The following is a 19803-nucleotide window of genomic DNA, read 5'->3' as shown; positions in this document are numbered from 1 at the left end:
GGGGGCGGGTCGATAGAGTGGTGCAGGCTCGGCCGCCGCCCGGCGTCGGGCAGGCAACCGTGAGCCGTGGAAGGAGCACCGTGCATCTGAAGACCCTGACCGTGCGCGGCTTCAAGTCCTTCGCCTCCGCGACGACCTTCGAGTTCGAACCTGGGGTCACCGCCGTCGTCGGCCCCAACGGCTCGGGCAAGTCCAACGTGGTGGACGCCCTCGCGTGGGTCATGGGCGAGCAGGGGGCCAAGTCCCTGCGCGGCGGGAAGATGGAGGACGTCATCTTCGCCGGGACCTCCGCCCGCCAGGCGCTGGGCCGGGCGCACGTGTCCCTGACCATCGACAACGCCGACGGCGCCCTGCCCATCGAGTACTCCGAGGTGACGATCTCCCGGACCCTGTTCCGCAGCGGCGGCTCCGAGTACGCGATCAACGGCTCCTCCTGCCGGCTGCTGGACATCCAGGAGCTGCTCTCCGACTCCGGACTGGGCCGGGAGATGCACGTGATCGTGGGCCAGGGGCAGCTGGACCGGATCCTGCACGCGACCCCGGAGGAGCGGCGCGGGTTCATCGAAGAGGCCGCGGGGGTGCTCAAGCACCGGCGGCGCAAGGAGAAGACCCTGCGCAAGCTGGCCTCGATGGAGGCCAACGTCTCCCGGCTGGAGGATCTGACCGGGGAAATCGGCCGACAGCTGACCCCGCTGGGACGCCAGGCGAAGGTGGCCCGGCGCGCCCAGCGCATCCAGCACGAGGTGCGCGACGCCCGGGCCCGGCTGTTCGCCGACGACTGGGTGCAGGCCTCCACCGCCCTGGAGGCCGACGCCGAGGCCCTGGCCGAAGCCCAGGAGAAGCTGCGCCGGGCCGAGGCCGTGCACGAGGAGCTCACCGGGCGGATCACCGAGCTGGAGGCCGAGGCCGCCCGGCTGGGCCCCGAGGTCGCCGCGAGCCGGGATGCCTATTACGCCCTGACCCAGACCACGGAGCGCTTCGCCTCCCTGGCGCAGCTGGCCGAGGAGCGGGTGCGCGCCGCCTCCGCGCCGGTGGCCCGGGCGCACCTGCGGGATCCGGAGCAGCTGGAGGCCGCCGTGCGGCGGCTGGAGGAGGAGCTCACGGGACTGACCGAACGGCAGGAGCAGGCCCGAGCCGACCACGAGCGGGCCGGGCGCACCCGCGCCGAGGCGGAGGCCGCCGCCGCCGAGGCCCAGGAGCACCACGCGGCCCTGGTGGCTCAGGCCGCCTCCCGCCGCGAGGACATCGCGGCCCTGCGCGGGCGGATGGCCACCGCCCGCTCCGAACATGAGGCGCTGCTCTCCCGCCGGGAGGACCAGCGCGAGCGGATCGCCCAGCTGGAGCGGCGCCTGGCCGAGCAGCAGGAACAGCTCGAGCAGCTCACGGCCGCCGCGGGACCCTCGGAGGAGGACCATCGGGCGGCCGCGGAGGCCTCCGAGCAGGCCGAGGCCCGCACCGAGACCACCCAGCGCCGGCTGGACGAGGCCGCCGCCGAGGCCGCGAGCGCCCGCCGGGAGCTGGATGCCGCCCGGGCCCGCGTCGCGGCATTGACCGACGCGATGCCGGCCGCCGACGGCACCGATGCCGTGCTCGCCGCGTTCCCCGACCGGCTGGTGGCCGTGGCCGAGCACCTGCAGACCGCCCCCGAGCACGCCGCGGCCGTGGCCGCCGCCCTCGGGCCGCTGGCCGAGGGCCTGGCCCTGAGCTCATCCGCCGATCGGGAGGGGATCGCCCCGATCCTTCAGACCGCTCGGCAGCGGGATCTCGGCGTGGTCAGCGTGCTCACCGATGACGCCCTGGGGGATGCCGCCGAGGACGGGGACATCGACGGCGGCGAGATGCCCGCCCCGCTCGCCCGCGCCGCCGCGGCCGCCGGGATACCGGCGCACTGGGCCCCGCGGGCCGTCGTCGGCGGGGACCTCGCCCCGCGGATCCGGCGCCTCCTGGCCCGCACGGCGCTGGTGCCCGACGCCGCCGCCGCCGAGGCCCTGCGCCGGCACCTGCCCGCCGGTGCCGGGCCGGTCTGGCGGATCGCCGCCGCGGACGGCACCGTGCTGGAGGCGCACACCGCCCGCGGCGGGTCCGCCGACGCCGTCACCGGGCTGGAGATCCGCAGCCGCCTGGAGGCGGCCCGCGCCGCCGTCGTCGACCTGGAGCAGGCCCACGAACAGGTCAGGGCCGGGCACGAGGAGACCTCCGCGGCGCACCGCCGCGCCCGCGAGCAGGCCAAGACCGCCCGCGCCGAGTTCGCCCGCATCAGCCGGGAGTCCACTGCCAGTGCGGCGGCCCTGTCCCGGGCCCGCACCCTGGTGGGCACCACCGAGGAGGAGCTCGCCGCGGCCCGGGAGCACCTGCAGGAGCTGGATGCCCGGGAGCCGGGGCTGGCCGCGACCCTGAAGAAGGCGGTGGGCGCGGTTTCCGCCGCCCTGGAGCTGCAGCGCCAGGAGGGCACCGAGGCCGTGGACGCCGCCGAGGCCGAGCGCACCCGCACCGCCGACGCCGCGGCCGCGGCCCGCACCGCCGAGACCGAGGCCCTGCTGGGCGTGCGCGCTGCCGAATCCGGGCTGCGCGCGGCCGAACGGCGCTTGGAGGCCGCCCGCCGGGCCGTGGCCGCCGAGCGCACCGCCCGCGCCGAGGTCCAGCGTCAGGAGGCCCGGCAGGCCGCCCGGCTGCGCGCCCGACGCGGCGTGCGGGAGATGATCGCGCGGGTCGCCGAGCGCATCGAGGTCTCCCTCACCGAGGCTTCCCGGATCCGGGAGCAGACCCAGACCCGCCGAGCCGCCGTCGAGACCCGCCTGCACGAGGCCCGCTCCGCCGAACGCGAGCACCGCGCTCAGCTGGACGAGCTGCGGCGCACCACCCACTCCGGGGAGCTGGAGCGAGCCACCCGCGAGGCCCGCCTGGAATCCCTGCGCGAGGCCGTGCACGAGGAGCTGTCCCTGACCGTGGAGACCCTCGTGGCGGACTACGGGCCGCACCTGCCCATCCCCGTGCTGGATGAGGACGGGGAAGCCGCGGGGCAGGAGCCCTTCGAGCGCGCGGCCCAGGAGAAGCGCCTGGAGCGGGCCCGCCGGGAGCTGAGGGCCCTGGGCAAGGTCAACCCGCTGGCTCTGGAGGAGTTCGCCGCCCTGGAGGAGCGGCACACGTACCTGGCCCAGCAGCTGGAGGACCTCAAGAGGTCCCGGGCGGACCTGGAGGAGATCATCCGGGATGTGGACGAGCACGTGCGCACCGTGTTCGCCCAGGCCTTCGCGGACACCCAGGAGCAGTTCGTGCGCGTGTTCGGGACCCTGTTCCCCGGCGGGGAGGGGAAGCTGGTGCTCACCGACCCGCAGGACCTGCTCACCACGGGGATCGAGGTGCACGCCAAGCCCGCGGGCAAGAAGGTCAAGCGGCTGTCCCTGCTCTCCGGCGGGGAGCGCTCGCTGACCGCGATCGCGATGCTCGTGGCGATCTTCAAGGCCCGGCCCTCCCCGTTCTACGTGATGGACGAGGTGGAGGCCGCCCTGGATGACCGGAACCTGGGGCGCCTGCTGACCATCCTGCGGGAGCTGCAGGAGTCCTCGCAGCTGATCATCATCACCCACCAGAAGCGCACCATGGAGATCGCCGACGCTCTCTACGGGGTCTCGATGCGCGGGGACGGCATCACCCAGGTCATCTCCCAGCGCCTGGCCGACCTCCGCTGAGGCGGGCCCCCGGTCCCGATCCGCCGCGTTCGGGAGGGGTTTCGGTGTTTGGGAGCCACGAGGACGCTCCCAGACACCGAAATCCCTCCCAAACAGCCGTAGAGGGCGCGGAGGGTGGGGCCCGGTCAGGGGCGGGCGGGCTCCGCGGTGCGCGGCAGCCACGCCAGCAGGGCGAGCACCAGCAGGGCCGCGCTGATCAGGAAGGCCGGGCCGAACCCGGCGGCGTCGACCACAGCACCCAGCAGCACCGGGGCGAGGATCTGCCCGACGTCGCTGGAGGCCTGGAACAGCGCCATCACCGCACCTCCGGAGCGTCGGGTCCCCACGACGTCGGCCAGCGCGGCCTGCTGCGCCGGGGCGTAGAAGCCCGTGCAGATCCCGGTCAGCAGGCACACGCCCCACAGCGCCCACGGCCCGGGCACGACGCCGGTCAGCGCCGTCAGCCCGGCCGCGGCCAGCAGCCCGGTGAGCATCACCGGTCGCCGGCCGATCCGATCCGAGGTGCCGGCCAGGAAGATCTGGGAGATCGCAGCGCCCGCGGCCAGCACCGCCAGGGCGATGCCGGCCACCGATGCCCCGTAGGCCCCGGCCACCGCCGCGCCCAGCAGCGGGATGATCGCCACGCGTGCGCCGAGGTTGGTCCAGCCGTTGGCGAAGGAGGACACCAGCAGGGCCCGGTAGGTCGGACGCGCCCAGGCCTCCCGGATGCGCATCGGTAGGGGGATCGAGCCGGTGTCCGTGGTCGGGGCCGTGGGCCGCAGCTTCCACGCGGCCACCGCGATCGCCACCGCCAGGGCCGCGGCGTAGATCGCGAACGGGGCCCGCAGGCCGAGCGCGGCCGCGGCCGCCCCGATCACCGGCCCCATGATGTTCCCGGTCAGGAAGGCCGTCGCGTAGTACCCGGAGACCCGCCCGCGGATGCCCGGCGGGGACAATCGGGCGATCAGACCCATCGCGGACACCGTGAACATCACCGAGCCCACCCCGCCGATCCCGCGCAGCACCAGCAGCAGCGGGTAGCTCGGGGCGAAGGCCGTGGCCAGGGAGGAGCCGGCCACGATCCCCAGGCCCCACAGGTACACGGCGCGCTCGCCGAAGCGGCTCACCAGGGGCCCGGCCGCCGGAGCGCCGGCCACCCGCATGAGGGCGAAGGCGCTGATCACCGCACCCGAGGCGGCCGCCCCCACGCCGAAGGAGGCCGCGAACTGCGGCAGCACGGGCGCGACGAGTCCGTAGCCGACGGCGATCACGAACGCCGCGACGATCATGACCTTCAGGTCCTGGGGCACCGGGGTGCGGTCGGTCTGCGGGTCCTCGGCGGGAGGTCGACGTCGGAAGGGGAGGTGTCGGGGCACAGCCGCCCACTGTACCCGCGCCGGGCGGGGCGCCCTGTGGCAAGCTGGGGGACGTGAATGATTCCCTGATCCTCATCCTGTTCATCGCTCTCGGTGTGATCGTCCTGGGGGGCCTGGCCTTCGTGCTGCTCAAGGGCCCCAAGGCCCCGAAGGGCGGCTATCCGGAGACCCGGGAGCCGGACGACGTCGCCGCCGAGGAGCAGGCCCCGGCCGGTCCCCGCTACGAGAAGCCGGCGCCGGTGGCCGGGCGCCTGGTGCGGCTGCGCGAGCGCCTGGCCCGCTCCAACTCGATGCTGGGCAAGGGCCTGCTGACCCTGCTCTCCCGAGAGAGGATCGACCAGGACGTCTGGGACGAGATCGAGGAGACGCTGCTGCTGGCGGACCTCGGCTCGGAGCCCTCCCAGCGGCTGGTGGAGGCCCTGCAGACCCGGGTCCGGGTCGAAGGCACCGAGGATCCGGCGCACGTGAAGGCGATGCTGCGCGAGGAGCTGCTGAAGCTGGTGGATCCCACCATGGACCGCAGCCTCGCCCTGGACGGGGCGGGGGAGGATCCCGGCGTCGTGCTGGTGGTGGGGGTCAACGGCGTCGGGAAGACGACGACGGTCGGCAAGCTCGCCCGGGTCATGGTCGCCGAGGAGAAGTCCCTGGTGCTGGGGGCCGCGGACACCTTCCGGGCCGCGGCGGCCGATCAGCTGCAGACCTGGGGCAACCGGGTCGGGGTGGACACGGTGCGCTCGGAGAAGGAGGGCGCGGATCCGGCCTCGGTGGCCTTCGAGGCCGTCACCGAGGCCAAGCGGCGCGGGGCGGACACCGTCATGATCGATACCGCGGGGCGCCTGCAGAACAAGGCCGGGCTGATGGATCAGCTGGGCAAGGTCAAGCGGGTCACGGAGAAGGTGGCCCCGGTGACCGAGGTGCTGCTGGTGATCGATGCGACCACCGGGCAGAACGGCATGGTCCAGGCGAAGGTGTTCTCCGAGGTCGTGGACATCACGGGGATCGTGCTGACCAAGCTGGACGGGACGGCCAAGGGCGGCATCGTGGTGGCCATCCAGAACGAGCTCGGCGTGCCGGTCAAGCTGGTGGGCCTGGGTGAGGGCCCGGATGATCTGGCGCCCTTCGATCCGGAGGGCTTCGTGGACGCACTGCTGGACTGAGCCGGCGGTTTTACCTCCCCGGAACATCGGGGTGGTCTGCGAAACACGGCCGTTACCGGCGCGGTCGGGAGAGCGAAACACGATGACGGCATCGTGGGGGCACCTGCCCCGCATCCGTCACTCGTAAGGACCCCCGGCTATGCAAGAACTGACTGCCCAGGACGTCTGGACGATCGTTGCCGCCGCTCTCGTGCTGCTGATGACCCCCGGACTCGCCTTCTTCTACGGCGGCATGACCCGCGTCAAGGCCGCCCTGAACATGATGATGATGAGCTTCGTGTCCATCGGCATCATCGGCGTCGTCTGGGTGCTGTGGGGCTCGTCGGTGGCCGGCGGGGATGAGCTGATCCCCGGGATCCTCGGCAACCCCTTCACGGACTTCGGATCCGAGCCGGCCACCCACGACGGCTCCCTGCTGGGCATCGCCTTCTCCTCGACCTTCGCGATCATCGCCGTGGCCCTGATCTCCGGAGCCATCGCGGACCGCGCGAAGTTCGGCGCCTGGTGCATCTTCGTGCCCCTGTGGGTCACCCTGGTCTACGCCCCCGTGGCGTACATGGTGTGGGCCGACGGCGGCCTGCTCAAGGACGGCGCGATCGGCTCGGCCCTGGGGGAGGCCATCGACTTCGCCGGCGGCACGGTGGTGCACATCAACGCCGGTATGGCCGGTCTGGTGCTGTGCCTGATCATCGGCGCCCGCCGCGGCTTCGGCCGGGACGCCAACCAGCGTCCGCACAACCTGCCCTTCGTGATGCTGGGTGCCGCGCTGCTGTGGTTCGGCTGGTTCGGCTTCAACGTCGGCGCCGCCGCGACTCCCGCTCAGGCGGGGCTGACCTGGATCAACACCCTGGTGTGCCCGGCCGCGGCGATGCTCGGCTGGATCGCGGTGGAGCGCATCCGGGACAAGCACGCCACGAGCCTCGGCGCGGCCTCCGGCGTCGTCGCCGGCCTGGTGGCCATCACCCCGGCCTGTGCGAACGTGGATCCCGGCTGGGCCGTGGTGCTCGGCGTGGTCTCCGGCGTCGGCTCCGCCTTCGCGGTGGGCCTGAAGTACCGGCTGGGCTATGACGACTCCCTGGATGTGGTGGGGGTGCACCTGGTCTCGGGGATCATCGGCACCGTGGCTCTGGGGTTCATCGCCACCCCGGAGACCGGCACCGCCGGGCTGTTCTACGGCGGCGGCTTCGAGCTGCTGCTGACCCAGGTGGTCGCGGCTCTGGTGACCATCGTGTACTGCGGGATCGTCACCGCCGTGATCGGCCTGGCCATCCACAAGACCATCGGGTTCCGGGTCCCCGAGCGCTCGGAGATCCAGGGCATCGACCTGGCCGCCCACGCGGAGACCGCCTACTCCTTCGCCTCCGGCACCTCCGGCCAGTTCTCGGTGCGGGGCTGAGCCCGCCCACCTCCAGACCCATTCGATCCTCAGGAGAGAACAGATGAAGCTCATCACCGCAGTGGTCCGACCGGAGATGTTCACGGACGTCAAGGAGGCCCTGGAGGAGTACGGCATCCACGGCATGACCATCTCCGACGCCGCCGGTTACGGCATCCAGCACGGACACCGGGAGGTGTACCGCGGCGCCAAGTACACCGTGGATCTGCTGCAGAAGATCCGCGTGGAGATCCTCACCACCGACGAGCGGGCCCGGGAGATCGTGGACGTGATCGTCAAGGCCGCCCACACCGGCAGCCAGGGCGACGGCAAGGTCTGGGTGCAGCCGGTGGACGAGGTCAAGCGCGTGCGCACCGGCGAGGCCGACGAGAAGGCCCTGTACGACTCGAAGTAGCGGGACCCACACACGATCGCACTCCCATCGGATCCCCCGGGCTGCCCGGGGGATCCGATGCTATTCTGGGAAGCTGACTGCCACGACGTCGCCGGCGGCTGCGGTAGATTCCGCCGCCCCGATCCCGGTGGCGTCCGCCCGGACCCGACGAAAGCAGACCACGCCTCGTGTTCAACTCCCTGTCCGACCGTCTTGCGGCCACCTTCAAGAACCTGCGCGGCAAGGGCCGCCTGAGCGAAGCCGACGTCGACGCCACCGTGCGCGAGATCCGTCGCGCCCTGCTCGACGCCGACGTCGCGGTGCCCGTGGTCCGCGAGTTCACCGGCGCCGTCAAGCAGCGCGCCCTGGGCGCTGAGGTCTCCGAGGCCCTGAACCCCGGCCAGCAGGTCGTGAAGATCGTCAACGACGAGCTCAAGCAGATCCTCGGCGGGCAGACCCGGCGCATCCGCATGGCCAAGACCGGTCCGACCATCATCATGCTCGCCGGTCTGCAGGGTGCCGGCAAGACCACCCTGGCCGGGAAGCTCGCGCATTGGCTGTCCACTCAGGGGCACAAGCCCATCCTGGTCGCCTCGGATCTGCAGCGGCCCAACGCCGTGACCCAGCTGCAGGTGGTCGGCCAGCGCGCCGGCGTCCCCGTCTTCGCCCCGCACCCGGGCACCACCAGCGAGTTCGACGACCCCACGGGGGACCCGGTGCAGGTGGCCCGGGACGGAGTGGCCGAGGCCCGCGCCAAGCTGCACGACGTCGTCATCGTGGACACCGCCGGACGGCTCGGTGTGGACCAGGAGCTGATGAAGCAGGCCCGGGGCATCCGCGATGCGATCGTGCCCAACGAGGTCCTGTTCGTCATCGACGCGATGATCGGCCAGGACGCCGTGAACACCGCCCTGGCCTTCGACGAGGGCGTGGACTTCACGGGCGTGGTGCTGTCCAAGCTCGACGGCGACGCCCGCGGTGGTGCGGCCCTGTCCGTGGCCAGCGTGACCGGCAAGCCCATCATGTTCGCCTCCACCGGCGAGGGCGTGAAGGACTTCGAGCAGTTCCATCCGGACCGGATGGCCGACCGCATCCTGGACATGGGCGACGTCCTGACCCTCATCGAGCAGGCCGAGGCCTCCTGGGACAAGGCCGAAGCCGACCGGATGGCCAAGAAGTTCCAGGATCGCGAGGACTTCACCTTCGAGGACTTCCTGGCCCAGATGCAGCAGATCCGCAAGATGGGATCCATGAAGAAGCTGCTGATGATGATGCCGGGTGCGGCCCAGATGCGCCAGCAGCTGGAGAACTTCGACGAGAAGGAGATCGACCGCGTCGAAGCCATCGTCCGATCCATGACCCCGCACGAGCGGGTGGCTCCGAAGATCATCAACGGCTCCCGCCGCGCGCGCATCGCCCGCGGTTCCGGCGTCACCGTCTCCGAGGTCAACCAGCTCATGGAGCGCTTCGGCCAGGCGCAGAAGCTGATGAAGCGCATGGCCGGCGGCAAGGGCATGCCTGGAATGCCGGGTATGCAGGGGATGCCGGGCATGCCCGGGATGGGCGGGCCCGGCGGCGGGTCCAAGAAGAAGGCCAAGGGCAAGAACGCCAAGCGCAAAGGCTCCGGCAACCCGGCCAAGCGCGAGGCCCAGCGCAAGGGCCTGCAGCAGCCGGCCGCGGCCCGCGGGTCCTCCTTCGGTCAGCAGCAGAAGCAGGACCTGGACCTGTCCAACCTGCCCAAGGGGTTTGAGAAGTTCCTCGGGGACCAGTAGACCGGAAGCATGGCTGATACCTACCTCTCCCCGGAGGACTTCCGGGCCTTCGTCGCCTCCCTGCCGCGCCGTCGCCTGGCCGCAGGCGCCCTGATCACCGATCCGAATGGGTCGGTGCTGGTGGCCAAGCCCAACTACAAGGACGGTTGGACCCTGCCCGGTGGGACGGTGGAGGCCGGCGAGGCCCCGCAGGAGGGCTGCTTCCGGGAGGTCGTGGAGGAGACCGGGCTGCGCCTGGAGCCCGGCCGGCTGCTGCTGATCTTCCACGGCCTGTCGATGGGCGAGTGGGGGGATTCGGCCTATTTCCTCTACGACGGCGGCACCATCCCTGCCGACGCGCCGATCCGGCTGCAGGCCGAGGAGCTGCTGGAATACCGCTTCGTCCCCGCGGCTGAGCTGGACGCGTACGTGGGTCCGGGATTCGCCGGGCGCCTGCGTCGTGCCCTGGAAGCCCGGAAGACCGGTGAGGTCGTAGAATTGAGCTCCACCAGCTGGGGCTGAGCCCGCAGGAGGATCCGATCGAGGATCCGAACGCCGCCGAGGCGCTCGAGGAAGCGGAGCCGATGCTCTCCGGCTGCCCGCCCACCGCTGAGAAGGAGGAGGTCGTCGTGGACCCGCAGGATCCCGCATCCGCCCGGCCGCCGCACCGGCCCCAGGCCCAGACCCCGCACCCCGCGGCGGCGGGCTGGCAGTGGGTGCCTGTGCGCCTGGACCTGCACCGGCCCCTCACCGAGCAGGCCGACGGCGCCGTGTCCGTGGACCCCAGCGGCGGTCCCGCCGAGCAGGAGAGCATCCTGCGGGTGCTGCGTGAGCAGTCCGTGCCGGCCGTGTACAGCGCCGCCGAGCGCACGATCGACCTGATGCTGCCGGTCACCGGCCCCGGTGCTGATCCGCGCGTGGCCCGGGCCGACGCGGAAGGGCGGCTCACCCTGGGTGCGGGCCTGGAGGACTTCATGGAGGAGCTGCTGGCCTTCCCCGGGCTGGAATACGCCTCCTGGCAGACCGGCCCGTCCCCGCAGGCCGCCCCCACCGCCGTCGCCGAGGTCCGCCTCCCGGTGCCCGCCCTGCGCCGACGCCTGCTGCGCACCCGACGCCGCGGACCCGTCCAGCTCGCCGCCCCCGCCGCGGGCTGGTCCCTGGCCGCCGGCACCGACTACGAGGACCTCGTGGAGCTGCTGGACGCGGTCGACGCCCCGGCGGTTCTGCTGGACACGGACGGGGAGCACCGGGCCCTGACCGTGCTCGGTCAGGACGCGGACCCGGTGACCCTGGAATGGGGCCCGGTGCGCACCTCCGTGGCGACCTACCCCGAGGATTCCCCCGCGGGGCGGCTGCAGGCCCAGGTCTCCGGGCTGGCCTCCCAGCCCCGTCGCGACGCCGCCCGCCGCGGCGCCGTCGCCGCCCTGGCCGAGCGCTTCCGCCTGGACGCTCCCTCCGCCCGGCGCCTGGCCGGATACGCCGAGGACGCCACCGGGCGCTACGCCCCCGAATCCGTGCTCCAGCTGCTGGGCCTGCCGGAGGACGCAGCGAAGATCCTGGACGGGCGGCGCACCCCGGAGGACCTGCCGGAGCACGAGGTGATCGCCCCCGAGCAGGGCCCGGTCGGCGCGGTGGCCCAGCGCGTGCGCGATGGCGCGCAGACCCTGCTGGACGGGGTGCGCGGTGTCCGGACGGACCAGAACCCGGATTCGATGAGCCCGGGCGTCGGCGCCGGATCCCGGGCCGGGGGCATCGGCCCGCACGGGCCCGCCCTGCCCGAGCACCACCTGCCCGCCCGCCTGGTGCGCGGGGCCGCGGTCAGCGCCGCCGCGGCCCTCGGCTGGGGCGTGGGCACCTGGCTGGGGCGTCGGAACCGGTGAGCCCGGCGGCATCGCCCTGGACCGAGCGGATCCGCGCCCGACTGGATGACCCCCAGCACCCGGACTGGGTGAGACCGGCCCCCACGGCCCGGCAGCGGCGCGCGGATGCGCTGATCGCCGCGGGGATGGCCGCGCTGAGCGCGTTGAACATCGCGACCTCGCAGTCCGTCGGCCAATACGGCGATCACGCGGTGCGGCCGCGGGACTACGCCGTCGTGCTCCTCATGGCGGCACTGCTGGCGCTGCGTCGCTCCCACCCGGTCGCGACGATGCTGGCGGCTACAGCCCTGTTCATCGGCGGGGCGTACCTGGGTCCGGCCGGCAGCATGACCGTCACCTTCCAGATCGCCTACTTCACGACCATCTACTCTGCGGTGGCCTGGGCCCGGCACCGGGCCGCGGTGTGGACGGCGATGCTCGCGGTGATCCTCGTGATGATCCTGTGGGTCCTGCTGGACCTGTCCATGCGGCAGTCCGTGGCCATCCTCATGGACCGCGTGCCCCGTGACGGCGCCGGACCCTTCGATCCGGTGGTCTCCTACGTCCTCGTCTTCGCCGCGATGAACCTGGCCTACTTCGGCGGCGCCGCGGCCTTCGGGCGGGCCTCCTGGCGCGCCGCCCTGCGCACGACCCTGCTGGCCGAGCAGGCCGAGACCATCCGGGCGCAGTCCCAGCGGCTGAGCGAGCAGGCGGTCCTGCAGGAGCGGGTGCGCCTGGCCCGAGAGCTGCACGACGCGATCGGCCACCACTTCACCGGGGTCGGGATGCTCGCCGGCGGTGCCCGCCGGCGCCTGGAGAAGGCCGGCGCCCCCGACGAGGCTCACCTGACGGGCCCGACGGCCTCCGCCCTGCGCGAGGCCCTCCTGCGCGTGGAGGGCTCCACCCGGGAGGGCGTCGCGGAGCTGCGCACGATCCTCGCCGTCCTGCGCGACCCCCCACGAGGGCCCGGAGTCCGCGGAGGAGGAACCGGGACTCGCCCGGACCCTGCGCCTGCCCCGGGAGATGGAGCGGGCCGGGCTCACGGTGCGCTGGGAGCTGGCCGTGCCCGAGGCGACGTGGGAGACCCTTCTGCGCACGATGGGCCTGCCCGCCCAGCTGGCCTTCCTGAGGATGGCCCAGGAGTCCCTGACCAACGCCGCCAAGCACGCCGGTTCCGGGACCGCGGCCTTCGTCGTGCGCCTGCGCGCCGAGGCAGGTCTGCTGGAGGGCGAGGTCACCGACGACGGCGGCGGGCCCGCACCCGTGGGAGGTGTGATCGGCGGGACCGGCGGCCGGGGGCTGCGCGGTCTGCGGGAGCGGGCCGAGGCCCACGGCGGTCACGCCTGCTGGGGTCCGCGCGTCGGCGGGCGCGGATGGTTCGTGCGCTTCGCCCTGCCCCTGCCGCCCGAGGAGGCGCACGGGCAGCTCGAAGCGGCGCAGGGGGTCTCCCGTGGCTGAGGCGCAGACTCTGCGGGTGCTTCTGGTGGACGATCAGGCGCTGGTCCGGGCCGGATTCCGCCTGGTCCTGGAGCTGGAGGAGGACATCGAGGTCATCGGGGAGGCGGCCGACGGCGGTCAGGCTCTGCGGCTGCTGGCCGAGCGGCCCGCCGACGTCGTGCTGATGGACATCCAGATGCCCGGGGTCAACGGCATCGAGGCGACCCGGGAGGTGACTCGACGCCAGCTCGGCCGGGTCCTGATGCTGACCACCTTCGGTGAGGACCAGCACCTGATGGCCGCCCTGCGGGCCGGGGCCAGCGGCTTCCTGCTGAAGACGGCCACCCCGGAGGAGCTCGTCGCGGCCGTGCGCGCCGTGGGATCCGGGCAGGCCCTGCTCAGCCCCGAGGTCACCCTCCCGCTGATCCGGCGGGTGGCCGGGATGCCCGGGGAATCCAGGGAGGGGGCGCCCGAACACGGCCTGGCCGGGGAGGGCCGCACCGGCAAGGCTGCCGGTGGGTGCGCTTCCTCGCCCGACGCCGTCGAGCCGGGGGCGGGGGCGGAACCGGACCCCGCGCGCGAGGCCGAACGGGAGGAGGCCCGCCGTCGCCTGGCCACGCTGACCCCGCGCGAGACGCAGATCCTCGGGCTGATGGCCCAGGGCCTGTCCAACGGCGAGATCGCCGAGAAGCTGTGGCTCGGGCAGGCCACCGTGAAGACCCACGTCTCCGCCGTCTTCGCCAAGACGGGCTCCCGGGACCGGGTGCAGGCGGTCGTGCTCGCGCACCGGGCCGGGCTCGGCGCCCGGGACTGATCCGCGTGGATCCCCCCGCCGGGGGAGGGGCGCCGGAGGCGGATTCATCCTCCGGGGGGAGGCGAGGCCGGAATCGCTCGGCCTAGCGTGGATGACGCGGCCCGCACCGCCGTGCGCGTCCGCATCCGCCGCATCCGAAGCCCTGAGGAGACCCCCATGCCCCCGATGCCCGATGACCCCGTGCTGCGCGTGCACGGCCTGACTCGCCGCTTCGGCGAGCGGACCGTGGTGGACGGGCTGGACTTCGCCCTGCGCCCCGGCACGATGACCGGGTTCCTCGGCGCCAACGGCGCCGGGAAGACCACCACCCTGCGCATGATCATGGGGATCCTGGAACCCACGGCGGGGGAGGTCCTGTGGCGCGGTGAGCCCCTGGGCGCGGAGCAGATCGGCCGCTTCGGGTACATGCCGGAGGAGCGCGGGCTGTGGCCCAAGCAGCGGATCATCGACCAGCTGGTCTACCTCGCCCAGCTGCAGGGTGTGGCCCGAGCCGAGGCCCGCGACCGGGCCGGGCGGCTCCTGGAGGAGTTCGGCCTCGCGGATCGGGGCCGCGACCTGCTGGAATCCCTCTCCCTGGGCAACCAGCAGCGCGTGCAGATCGCGGCGGCCCTGATCCACGAGCCGGAGGCCCTGATCCTGGACGAGCCGTTCTCCGGGCTGGACCCCGCGGCCGTGGACTCCATGGTCGAGATGCTGCGTCGCCTGCTGCGCCGCGGGGTGCCCGTGCTGTTCTCCAGCCACCAGCTGGACCTGGTGGAGCGGCTGTGCGAAGACGTCGTCATCCTCCACGAGGGGACGGTGGCCGTCGCCGGGAGCGCCGAGACCCTGCGCAGCACCGGCCCGGCCCGCTACCGGATCACCGCCGAGGCGGACCTGGGCTGGCTGCGGGACGTCCCCGAACTGGACGTGCTCGACGTCGCCGGGCGAGAGGCGCTCGTGGAGCTCCCGGAGGACCCGGGGGAGAGCGATCGGACGCGCTCGCGCCTGCTGGCCGACCTCGTGCCCCGCGGGCTCACCGGCTTCACCCGCATCTACCCGACCCTCAGCGAGATCTACCGGAAGGCCACCCGATGACCACCGCCTGGCAGACCGTGGCGCTGCGCGAGATCGCCGTGCGCGCCACCGCGAAATCCTTCCTGACCAGCCTCGTCGTCACGCTGGTCCTCATCATCGGCGGCATCGCCGCCTACTCCTGGTTCTCCGACCGCGGCACCGAGACCACCGTGGCGGTCTCCTCCTCCCAGGCCCAGCAGTACGTGGAGCAGGCCGAGACGACGCTGCACGAGAGCTCGGCGCAGGACTCCCTGACCCCCGAGCGGGTCGGGAGCGATCAGGAGGCCATCGACCGCGTCGAACGGGACGAGGCGGACCTGGCCCTCATCCAGCGCGGGGATCGCTGGAGCATCATCACCCCGGACGGGTCCGCCACGCAGCACTCCCGCATCCTGACGGAGGTCGTCACCGAGGATCTGGAGGCCCGGGCGGCCGCGGAACAGGGAGTGGACCTCACGGCCCTGCGCGCCGAGGCCCGGGTGTCCCTGGAGGGCACGGAGTCCTCCCAGCAGGTGGCCGCCGGTCGGGTGCTCAGCTTCGTCTTCGCGATCCTGTTCTACCTGGCCGCGATCGTCTTCGGCATGGGCATCGCCCAGTCCATCCTCGAGGAGAAGTCCCACCGCGTCGTGGAGATCATCGCGGCCGCCGTACCCGTGCGCCAGGTGCTCATCGGCAAGCTCGCGGCCAACATCGGGCTGGCCCTGGGCCAGCTGGTCCTCTACCTGGCCGCCGGACTGCTGGCGATGAACCTCTTCGACGTCGGCCTGGAGATGGGCTGGGTGCTGCGCGGCTCGGGGTGGTTCCTGGCCTTCTTCCTCGTGGGCTTCTCGATCCTCGCGGCGCTGTGGGCGGTGGCCGGGGCGATGGCGGATCGCCCCGAGGACCTCTCCGCGACCTCCACCCCGCTGACCACGATCCTCATGGTCCTGTACTTCGCCGGGCTGTTCGCCTCCGGCACCGTGCAGACCGTGCTGTCCTGGGTGCCGCTGGCCTCCTCGGTGGTGATGCCGCTGCGCCTGGTGCAGGGCACCGCCGGGCCCGTCGAGGGTGCGGCCTCCCTGGGCCTGGGTCTGCTGGCCCTGGTGCTGATCACCGCGTGGGCCGGGCGCGTGTACCGGCGGGCGGTGCTGCGCACCGGGACCCGGCTGCGCTGGGGGCAGGTGCTCACCGGCCGGTCCTGACACCGGGGCGGGGAGAGGGCGGCTGCGCGCGGTGCTGGCCAGGACTTGACCCATCTGGCATACTTGACGGGTACTCGATGCGCGCGGCCCCTCTCACCGCGTGTTCATTGTGTCCGCATCGAGCCGCCAGGCACCACCGCCCACCCCACGGCGCGTACCGCCTGCGACCGGCTCACCATGTACAGAAACAGGAGAGTCCACAACAGTGGCTACGAAGATCCGTCTGAAGCGTATGGGCAAGATCCGTGACCCCCGCTACCGCGTGGTGGTCATGGATTCCCGCACCAAGCGCGATGGCCGCGCGATCGAGGAGATCGGCATCTACCAGCCGACCGAGAACCCCTCGCTCGTGCGCATCGACTCGGAGCGCGCCCAGCACTGGCTGTCTGTCGGCGCCCAGCCGACCGAGCAGGTGCTGAAGCTTCTCAAGCTGACCGGCGACTGGGCCAAGTTCACCGGCGAGGGCTCCACCGAGTCCTCCGTCAAGCCGGTCGAGCCCAAGCCCGAGTTCACCGTCCCGGAGAAGGGCTCCGTGATCATCACCGAGGCCGTCACCCCCAAGGGTGAGCAGAAGGCCGAGGAGACCGAGACCCCGGCCGAGGAGTCCGCGGAGTAATCATGCTCGCCGACGCGCTGGAGCACCTCATCAAGGGCATCGTGGATGACCCCGAGGAGGTCGAGGTCCGCTCCCACAGCGGCCGCCGCGGCCAGACCCTCGAGGTCCGAGTGGACCCCGAGGACCTCGGCCGCGTCATCGGGCGCAACGGGCGCACCGCGAAATCCGTGCGCACCGTGATCGGCGCGCTGGCGGAGGATGAGCAGGTCAAGGTCGACATCGTCGACACCGACCGCCGCTGATCCCCGCCGTCGTCGGACCGCACCCGCGCGTCATCGACCGCCGCGGGAGCCGACGCAACCAAGGCCCGCGGCCGCCGCACTCCGGCGGCCGCGGGCCTTCTGCCGTCCCCACCCACCCATCCCGATCCCCAGGAGGACCAGTGCGCGTCCAGGCCGCCCGCATCGGCAAGCCCCACGGCATCCGCGGGGAGGTGACCGTCCAGCTGCTCACCGACGACCCCGAGACCCGCTTCGCCCGGGGGGAGGTTCTGATTCTGGACCCGGCCAGCCCGCTGGCCCCCGAAGGCACCCTCACGGTGGCCGGCGCCCGGTGGAACAAGTCCATCCTCGTGCTGCGTTTCGAGGAGGTCTCCGACCGCAACGGCGCCGAGACCCTGCGCAACCACCACCTGCTCATCGACACCGAGGAGGCGGAGGAGACCGAGGGGTACTACGAACACGAGCTCACGGGCCTGGCCGTGTACGCCGTGGACCCCGAGGAGCGGGCCCGCGCCGGTGAGGACCCCGCGCGCGCCCGGCTGGGGGAGCCGGTCGGGACGGTCACCGGGTTGCAGACCCTGCCGACCCAGGACCTGCTGGCCGTGACCCTCGCGGACGGCTCCGAGTCCCTGGTGCCCTTCGTGGCCGAGATCGTCCCGGAGGTGGACCTGGAGGCCGGGCGGATCGTCATCACGCCCCCGCCGGGGCTGCTGGAGCTGAACCGGGAGGACGCTGACGCGTCGCGACTAGCGGCCGAGGACGGCGCTCAGGACGGGGACGCTCAGGCCGGCGGCGCGCCGGCCGGCGGCGCTCAGGACGGGGAGCCGCGGCCGTGAGGCACCGCTACGACGTCGTCTCCATCTTCACGGAGTACCTCGCGCCCCTGGAGCTGTCCCTGATCGGCAAGGCCCGCCGCGCCGGTCTGCTGGATCTGCGCGTGCACGACCTGCGCGAGCACACCCACGACCGCCACCGCACCGTGGACGACACCCCCTACGGCGGCGGGGCCGGGATGGTCATGAAGCCCGAGCCGTGGGCCGAGGCCCTGGAGGCCATCCTCGACGAACCCGCCGATTCGACCGATCCCGCGCAGCCGGATCCTCGCCCGCTGCTGATCGTGCCCTCCCCGGCCGGGGAGGTCTTCACCCAGCGCACCGCCGAGGCCTGGGCGCAGGAGGAGCACCTGGTCTTCGCCTGCGGGCGCTACGAGGGCATCGACGAGCGCGTGCTGGAGTGGGCCGCCGAGCGCTTCCGCGTGCGCCCCGTGAGCATCGGGGACTACGTGCTCAACGGGGGAGAGGTCGCCGTGATGGCGATGATCGAGGCCGTGGCCCGGCTGCTGCCCGGGGTCATCGGCAACCCCGCCTCGCTGGTCGAGGAATCCCACGCGGAGGGACTGCTGGAGTACCCCGTGTACACCAAGCCGGCCGACTGGCGCGGCCGGGAGGTGCCGCAGGTGCTGCTGACCGGCAACCACGCGCTGATCGCCCGGACCCGCCGGGACTGGCAGCTGCGCCGCACGCTGGAGCGCCGCCCGGACCTGATCCAGGCGCTGCCCCCGCAGCGCCTGGACGCACGCGACCGCACGGTGCTCGAGGAAGCCGCCCGCGACACTGGCGGCGAGGACGCCGACCCGCTAGGATAGGCGATTGCGCCGTGTTCGGGCACGCCCCTGCCGCAGGGGGAAGAGCGACCTGACGGACACGGCACCGAGGCACCGATCCTGCCTCGGATACCCAGCAGCACCGCCCACCCCCGGATCTTCGGGGCAGACGGGCGGCGTGAGCATCGGTCGGCGACCTGCGGCGGCGGCCGAGGAGAAGCGAACAGTCATGCAGACTCTCGATTTCATCGACAGCAAGTCCCTGCGCCAGGACATCCCGGACTTCGGTCCCGGCGACACCCTGGACGTGCACGTCAACATCGTGGAGGGCAACCGCTCCCGCGTCCAGGTGTTCCGCGGCTACGTCGTCGGGCGCCAGGGTGCCGGGGTGCGCGAAACCTTCACCGTCCGCAAGGTCTCCTTCGGCGTCGGCGTGGAGCGCACCTTCCCGGTGCACTCCCCGATCATCGACAAGATCGAGGTGCTGACCCGCGGTGACGTGCGCCGCGCGAAGCTGTACTACATGCGCGAGCGCCACGGCAAGGCCGCGCGCATCCGCGAGAAGCGCGACAACGCGTAGGGTTGTCACCCTCATCTCGGGCGGAGGCTTCCGCCCCTGAGGCCAAGCGCCGACTCCCGCTCGGGGGTCGGCGCTTGGTCGTTGCGGTCCCGGCCCTGGCCCTGACGCTGATGATCCTCGTGCGCTGCCTGCTGCTGGAGATCTTCACCGTGCCCTCCGGGTCCATGGAGGACACCCTGATGCCCGGGGATCGGATCGCGGTCTGGCGGGTAGGTCAGGACCACCCGGAGCGCGGGCAGATCATCGTCTTCGACGGCACCGGCTCGCTGGCCCCCTACCGCTCCGAGGGCGGGTGGCTGGGCCACACCCTGGAAGTCGCCGGCGCCTGGACGGGCCTGCGCACCCGCGAGGATGTGTTCGTCAAGCGCGTGATCGGCGTCGGCGGGGACACGGTGCGCTGTTGTTCCGCGGACGGGCGCCTGGAGGTCAACGGCCAGCCCCTGACCGAGCCGTACCTGCCTCCCGGGGAGAAGCCCTCCGAGCAGGAGTTCTCCGTGCGGGTCCCCGCGGGGCGGCTCTGGGTCATGGGGGACCACCGCTCCGGTTCCCGGGACTCCCGGGCGCTGCTCGGGGCCCCCGGCGGGGGGATGATCCGGGAGGACCGGATCATCGGCACCCCCGTGGCCGTCGTCTGGCCGCTGCACCGCATTCACAGCCTGGACCGTTAGACTGCGGTAGCCCCATCCACCACCCGGCGGGACCCCGCCGACCCGGCCCA

Annotated in this window: 18 protein-coding genes and 1 pseudogene; 18 read left to right on the top strand and 1 reads right to left on the bottom strand. The window is 72.8% G+C overall.

Features of this window, described 5'->3' with window-relative positions:
- Window positions 1-80: 80 nt before the first annotated feature.
- Window positions 81-3689: a chromosome segregation protein SMC gene (gene smc, locus AC0VXQ_RS06310; RefSeq protein WP_475528009.1), complete on the top strand. Its 3609-nt coding sequence runs from the start codon at window positions 81-83 to the stop codon at window positions 3687-3689.
- 125 nt (window positions 3690-3814) lie between these two features.
- Here smc and AC0VXQ_RS06305 read toward each other — a convergent pair whose 3' ends face one another.
- Entirely contained in the window at window positions 3815-5044 is a 1230-nt protein-coding gene (locus AC0VXQ_RS06305) for an MFS transporter (protein ID WP_279752503.1), read from the bottom strand.
- A 53-nt stretch (window positions 5045-5097) separates the two neighbouring features.
- Here AC0VXQ_RS06305 and ftsY point away from each other — a divergent pair, with 53 nt between their 5' ends.
- The 17 genes and pseudogenes from ftsY to lepB all read left to right on the top strand — a co-directional run bounded on the left by ftsY (window position 5098) and on the right by lepB (window position 19753).
- The gene (gene ftsY, locus AC0VXQ_RS06300; RefSeq protein ID WP_196826194.1) at window positions 5098-6201 is read left to right on the top strand and encodes a signal recognition particle-docking protein FtsY; all 1104 of its coding nucleotides are present in this window, start codon (window positions 5098-5100) and stop codon (window positions 6199-6201) included.
- A gap of 139 nt (window positions 6202-6340) precedes the next feature.
- On the top strand, window positions 6341-7597 hold the full coding sequence (locus AC0VXQ_RS06295) for an ammonium transporter (protein ID WP_475528004.1): 1257 nt from the start codon (window positions 6341-6343) through the stop codon (window positions 7595-7597).
- A 43-nt stretch (window positions 7598-7640) separates the two neighbouring features.
- Entirely contained in the window at window positions 7641-7991 is a 351-nt protein-coding gene (locus tag AC0VXQ_RS06290) for a P-II family nitrogen regulator (protein WP_058731509.1), read from the top strand.
- 167 nt (window positions 7992-8158) lie between these two features.
- A complete protein-coding gene (gene ffh, locus AC0VXQ_RS06285) occupies window positions 8159-9742 on the top strand; it encodes a signal recognition particle protein (RefSeq protein ID WP_475527999.1) in 1584 nt (527 codons plus the stop codon).
- 9 nt (window positions 9743-9751) lie between these two features.
- A complete protein-coding gene (locus AC0VXQ_RS06280; RefSeq protein WP_058731511.1) occupies window positions 9752-10243 on the top strand; it encodes an NUDIX domain-containing protein in 492 nt (163 codons plus the stop codon).
- A 62-nt stretch (window positions 10244-10305) separates the two neighbouring features.
- Window positions 10306-11601: a hypothetical protein gene (locus AC0VXQ_RS06275; protein ID WP_475527997.1), complete on the top strand. Its 1296-nt coding sequence runs from the start codon at window positions 10306-10308 to the stop codon at window positions 11599-11601.
- 125 nt (window positions 11602-11726) lie between these two features.
- Window positions 11727-12524, top strand: a pseudogene (locus AC0VXQ_RS06270) (histidine kinase); the annotation flags it as partial.
- A gap of 79 nt (window positions 12525-12603) precedes the next feature.
- Complete coding sequence (locus AC0VXQ_RS06265) at window positions 12604-13038, top strand: ATP-binding protein (protein WP_475527995.1); 435 nt, start codon at window positions 12604-12606, stop codon at window positions 13036-13038.
- Window positions 13031-13831 (top strand): response regulator transcription factor, encoded by an 801-nt coding sequence (locus AC0VXQ_RS06260; RefSeq protein WP_232238448.1) that lies wholly within the window; start codon window positions 13031-13033, stop codon window positions 13829-13831. The genes AC0VXQ_RS06265 and AC0VXQ_RS06260 overlap by 8 nt, the downstream gene beginning before the upstream one ends.
- 156 nt (window positions 13832-13987) lie before the next feature.
- Complete coding sequence (locus AC0VXQ_RS06255; RefSeq protein WP_129357462.1) at window positions 13988-14905, top strand: ABC transporter ATP-binding protein; 918 nt, start codon at window positions 13988-13990, stop codon at window positions 14903-14905.
- A complete protein-coding gene (locus tag AC0VXQ_RS06250) occupies window positions 14902-16065 on the top strand; it encodes an ABC transporter permease (RefSeq protein ID WP_064725413.1) in 1164 nt (387 codons plus the stop codon). The genes AC0VXQ_RS06255 and AC0VXQ_RS06250 overlap by 4 nt, the downstream gene beginning before the upstream one ends.
- 205 nt (window positions 16066-16270) lie before the next feature.
- Complete coding sequence (gene rpsP / locus AC0VXQ_RS06245; RefSeq protein WP_058731471.1) at window positions 16271-16681, top strand: 30S ribosomal protein S16; 411 nt, start codon at window positions 16271-16273, stop codon at window positions 16679-16681.
- Between the two features lie 2 nt (window positions 16682-16683).
- A complete protein-coding gene (locus AC0VXQ_RS06240) occupies window positions 16684-16923 on the top strand; it encodes an RNA-binding protein (protein WP_058731470.1) in 240 nt (79 codons plus the stop codon).
- A 140-nt stretch (window positions 16924-17063) separates the two neighbouring features.
- Window positions 17064-17738 (top strand): ribosome maturation factor RimM, encoded by a 675-nt coding sequence (gene rimM / locus AC0VXQ_RS06235; protein ID WP_196826190.1) that lies wholly within the window; start codon window positions 17064-17066, stop codon window positions 17736-17738.
- Window positions 17735-18547 carry a tRNA (guanosine(37)-N1)-methyltransferase TrmD gene (gene trmD, locus AC0VXQ_RS06230; RefSeq protein WP_196826189.1) on the top strand — a complete coding sequence of 271 codons (813 nt, stop codon included), beginning with the start codon at window positions 17735-17737 and terminating at the stop codon, window positions 18545-18547. The genes rimM and trmD overlap by 4 nt, the downstream gene beginning before the upstream one ends.
- Window positions 18548-18734: 187 nt before the next feature.
- Entirely contained in the window at window positions 18735-19085 is a 351-nt protein-coding gene (gene rplS, locus AC0VXQ_RS06225; protein ID WP_058731467.1) for a 50S ribosomal protein L19, read from the top strand.
- Window positions 19086-19159: 74 nt separating this feature from the next.
- Window positions 19160-19753, top strand: a complete 594-nt coding sequence (gene lepB / locus AC0VXQ_RS06220; protein ID WP_231377192.1) for a signal peptidase I — start codon at window positions 19160-19162, stop codon at window positions 19751-19753.
- The last annotated feature ends 50 nt before the right edge of the window (window positions 19754-19803 follow it).

The sequence above is a fragment of the Rothia sp. QJM3NY_36 genome, assembly GCF_056173115.1.
The sequence above is the reverse complement of the archived record's forward strand: the minus strand, read 5'-3'. Positions and strand labels throughout refer to the sequence as shown.

Bases quoted from the DNA above. Each gene is read 5' to 3' on its own strand.
- AC0VXQ_RS06250 (WP_064725413.1), top strand. From the start codon at position 14,902: ATGACCACCGCCTGGCAGACCGTGGCGCTGCGCGAGATCGCCGTGCGC.
- rplS (WP_058731467.1), top strand. From the start codon at position 18,735: ATGCAGACTCTCGATTTCATCGACAGCAAGTCCCTGCGCCAGGACATC.
- AC0VXQ_RS06265 (WP_475527995.1), top strand. From the start codon at position 12,604: ATGGAGCGGGCCGGGCTCACGGTGCGCTGGGAGCTGGCCGTGCCCGAG.
- AC0VXQ_RS06290 (WP_058731509.1), top strand. From the start codon at position 7,641: ATGAAGCTCATCACCGCAGTGGTCCGACCGGAGATGTTCACGGACGTC.
- AC0VXQ_RS06280 (WP_058731511.1), top strand. From the start codon at position 9,752: ATGGCTGATACCTACCTCTCCCCGGAGGACTTCCGGGCCTTCGTCGCC.
- AC0VXQ_RS06255 (WP_129357462.1), top strand. From the start codon at position 13,988: ATGCCCCCGATGCCCGATGACCCCGTGCTGCGCGTGCACGGCCTGACT.
- AC0VXQ_RS06275 (WP_475527997.1), top strand. From the start codon at position 10,306: ATGCTCTCCGGCTGCCCGCCCACCGCTGAGAAGGAGGAGGTCGTCGTG.
- AC0VXQ_RS06240 (WP_058731470.1), top strand. From the start codon at position 16,684: ATGCTCGCCGACGCGCTGGAGCACCTCATCAAGGGCATCGTGGATGAC.
- AC0VXQ_RS06295 (WP_475528004.1), top strand. From the start codon at position 6,341: ATGCAAGAACTGACTGCCCAGGACGTCTGGACGATCGTTGCCGCCGCT.